The 3,417-nt window shown below is 62.0% G+C and carries 2 protein-coding genes; one reads left to right on the top strand and one right to left on the bottom strand.

Going from position 1 to position 3,417, the window contains the following annotated elements:
- The first annotated feature begins 800 nt into the window (after positions 1–800).
- The gene (locus IRZ31_RS20730; protein ID WP_297157500.1) at positions 801–1,787 is read left to right on the top strand and encodes an amidohydrolase family protein; all 987 of its coding nucleotides are present in this window, start codon (positions 801–803) and stop codon (positions 1,785–1,787) included.
- A 185-nt stretch (positions 1,788–1,972) separates the two neighbouring features.
- Here the strand turns inward: IRZ31_RS20730 and IRZ31_RS20725 are convergent, their stop codons facing one another.
- Positions 1,973–3,208: a transposase gene (locus IRZ31_RS20725; protein ID WP_297157497.1), complete on the bottom strand. Its 1,236-nt coding sequence runs from the start codon at positions 3,206–3,208 to the stop codon at positions 1,973–1,975.
- Positions 3,209–3,417 lie beyond the last annotated feature (209 nt).

Genomic DNA, 3,417 nt, shown 5'->3' with positions numbered 1-3,417 from the left:
GGTCCTGGAGGCCCTCGTTGACGGCCAGGTGATCAATCAGGTCAAGGTGAACTCTGAGGTGGCCCATTGGGCCCGTGTCGCCCTCGACCGCATGCTGGCGCTTAAATAACGTCCGCTGGCTGCCGCCCGGCAGAACGCCCCTATGACTGACGGCGCGTGGGATGCTGGCCTGATGAGAAGCCTGCCCGCGCGCCGCTCCCTCCTCGGCCCTCGTTCAGATCGAATGACAGCGGTTGATGGAGGCTTCTCTGCGCTCTGTCTGCTCTTTCTCTTTTTCGTGACCCTCTTACCGGTATCCATGAACGTGTTTGGCCGCTATCCGACTATATCCTCAGCAATCGCACTCTATGCCCTTAACCTGGCCTGGCCCTGGTCCTGCTGACCTGGTACGCTGTCTTTTATCGTCAGCTGCTGGAGCGAGCGATTGGTCATCAAATGTGGCGCATGCTCTGTATTACGGTTTGCTCTTCTCATTACTCCTGTTATCTTCGTTGCTGCTGCTCCTTTTCACAAGCACAACACTGCTGGTGATAGGCTGCTGGATGCTTATCCCGGCTATAGTCAGCCTGGCGCGCCTCATTGGCCGCAGGCGGCAGGCTCGGGCTGATCATGGTGAGAAGCCGGCTCCGTGGTCAGGTGGGACCTGTCGCTTGCGGCCCCGGAAGCTGAATCTGGCAGGTCAGCCCTATGATCAAAGAGGGAGTAGGTGTTGTCTGGAGGCCATGAGCCTCTGCTGCCTCACCTGGCCGCGGCGCTGAAAGCCTCGACCAGATTGTTGATCGAAGGAGAAGGTAAAAGATATGCGCATCATTGCATTAGAAGAGCATTTTCAGATTGCGGAGATCAATCGGGCCGCTGCGCGCTGGCTTCCCCAGGAAGGTGGCTTTCGCCCTGTTGGCTTTCGCTCGCCTGAGAGCGAGCTGGAAGATCTTGGCGAGGGGCGGCTGCGCGCTATGGACAGTATGGGCATCGATATGCAGGTTCTTTCCTACACGGCGATGGCGCTCCCGGTCATCCCGCCGGCGGAGGCTGTCGCGCTCATGCGTGAGGTCAACGACCGTCTGGCGGCTGCCATTCAGGCCCACCCCGATCACTTCGCCGGCTTTGCCACCCTGCCTCTGACTGATCCCGAGGCGGCTGCCCGCGAGCTGGAGCGGGCTGTATCTAAGCTAGGCTTCAAAGGGGCCATGATCAATGGGCGTGTCGCCGATCTTTTTCTGGATGATCCTCGTTTCCGTCCCGTGCTAGAGGCTGCTGAAGCCCTGGATGTTCCCATCTATCTCCATCCAGCGCCGCCGCCGGAGCCGGTCATCGCCTCCTGCTATGCCGGGCTTCCCCCCAACGTCACGACCGTCTTTGCGACCGCAGGCTGGGGCTGGCACCTGGAGACCGGAATTCACGCCCTGCATCTGATCCTGTCCGGCGTCTTCGATCGCCATCCACGCTTGCAAATGATCCTTGGGCACTGGGGCGAAATGATCCCCTTCTATCTGGCGCGTATCAACCAGACGCTGACGCCTGCCGCCACCCATCTGCAGAGGCCAGTGGCCGACTACTTCCTGGAGCACTTCTATGTTACGCCCAGCGGCCTGTTCACCCTGCCGCCGTTTTTGCTGACGCTGCAGATCGTGGGAGCTGATCGCATTCTCTACTCTGTCGACTATCCCTATGTCCAGGACAGGCAGGCGCGGGCCTTCCTTGAGCAGGCTCCGCTCAGCCCTGCTGATCGCGAGAAGATCGCCCACGGCAATGCCGAGCGGCTGCTGAAGCTCAAGCCCAGCGCCTAGGCTGTGCCGTGCATCTGGCCTTGCCAGTGGCAGGGCGATGGTGATACTGTGTAAGCAGCGCCTCGGGCGCTGACCTGCGGCTCCGTCTCTATTCACGGAGGCAGGGTCATATTCTCTATGGCATGGAACGAAAGGACCAGCGGTCAGGTGAACCCCATGCCTGAAGGCAGGGGCTTGCATCTCCCTCACGAGGAGGGGACACGAGAGGCCGCCTGACAGGTCGGCCCACTCAGGAGAGCTGTACCCTCCTGAGCAAGACAAGTCAGATACCTGTCTCGAATGGTGTAGGCAGCATTGAGGTCAGCATGGAGACGATACCCACAGGCTCGACAGTGAAACTCGGCGGGCGTGCGGCGATTGCCGCGGTGCTGGAAGCCACAGCGGCTGCACGTCTGAGACGTGTGCCGGGGGTCAATCCTGACCACCCTGATCCCTTTGGCTTGCGCTTTGTACTCGATGAAGCTGAAGAGCTGGGCAAACGACCAGCTATGCAGCCGTCGCTTGGCCTCCGTGCGCTTGCCCGGGCCTCGTCCGAGCCGGGATGTCTCGCGGATGTGGGTCAGATTTTCCAGGACCAGGGTGCTGCCGGCAGGGGCCTGCTCAACGAGGCGTTTGGAGAGGACATGATCGTGGTCTCGATGCAGCCGAAACCGTTTCCCGCGCAGCCGCTTGAGGTGGCGTTTGGCCGAGCGGGTGCCTTTGGCTTGCAAGGCTCTCCTGAGCCGGAAGATCCGGCGGTCCTGCTCTTTCCAGCGCTTCTCTCCCAGAAAGCGCCGGCTGCTCGTCACTGCCGGATGGGTCAGGCCCACGTCGACGCCGATCACCTCGGGGGAGGGCGTCACCACCGGGTCAGGGAGCAAGACCACGATGTGCAGAGACCACCGGCCCCGGCGAAAGCACAGGTCTGCCGTGCACACCTTGCCGCTCTGAAAGGGGGCCTGGTGCGGCAGGACCCGAAAGGGCAAGAGCAGACGCCCGGCCACTGTGGAGAGACTGCACATGCCACGCCCGTCCTCTGCCCACGTCACCCAATACGAGCGCTGGTCGTAGCGAAGGCTGGTCAGCCGGCTCTGCGGACAGCGGACAGGCCGGAATGCCGGGGGCGCCTTCCCCTGAAGAGCAGCCCGCTTGACCGCTTCGGCATGGGCCTGCTCGCGCCGACGGTTCCAGGTCAGCGCCGAGGTCACCGCCTCGGTCGCCTTGACCCTGGCCGAGCAGACCAGTGGTGCAGGCAGAGCGGGGTACCGGGCACGCAAGAGGGCGTACGTCCGGTGGTGCAACTCCACCCCGTTCTTGCAGCCCGTGGTGAAGCCTTCACGGGCCACCTCGTTGAAACAGGCCGTGTATTGTTCCAGTGTCGCCCGCAGGATCTCCGCCTGTTCCGGGGCAGGACGCAAACGGACCACGATGGTTCTCTGCATGCACGTGGTTTATCATATATGCAATGTCTTGTCAAGTCCAAGCTCTTGAAGAAAGGAGGAGCGCATTCCTCCCCACGCTTGAAAGCGGGGGTCTCCTGCGCTTTTGTGATGATGAGCGAAACCATAGAGCGCGTTGTGCTAGAGGAGGGCCAGCCAGCCCCCGACTTCACGCTGCCCGTCGTGGGCGGCGACGAGGCCAGCGGTGATCA

This window comes from Thermogemmatispora sp., from assembly GCF_019683635.1.
In the GTDB taxonomy this organism is placed as follows: Bacteria; Chloroflexota; Ktedonobacteria; order Ktedonobacterales; family Ktedonobacteraceae; genus Thermogemmatispora.
The sequence above is the reverse complement of the archived record's forward strand: the minus strand, read 5'-3'. Positions and strand labels throughout refer to the sequence as shown.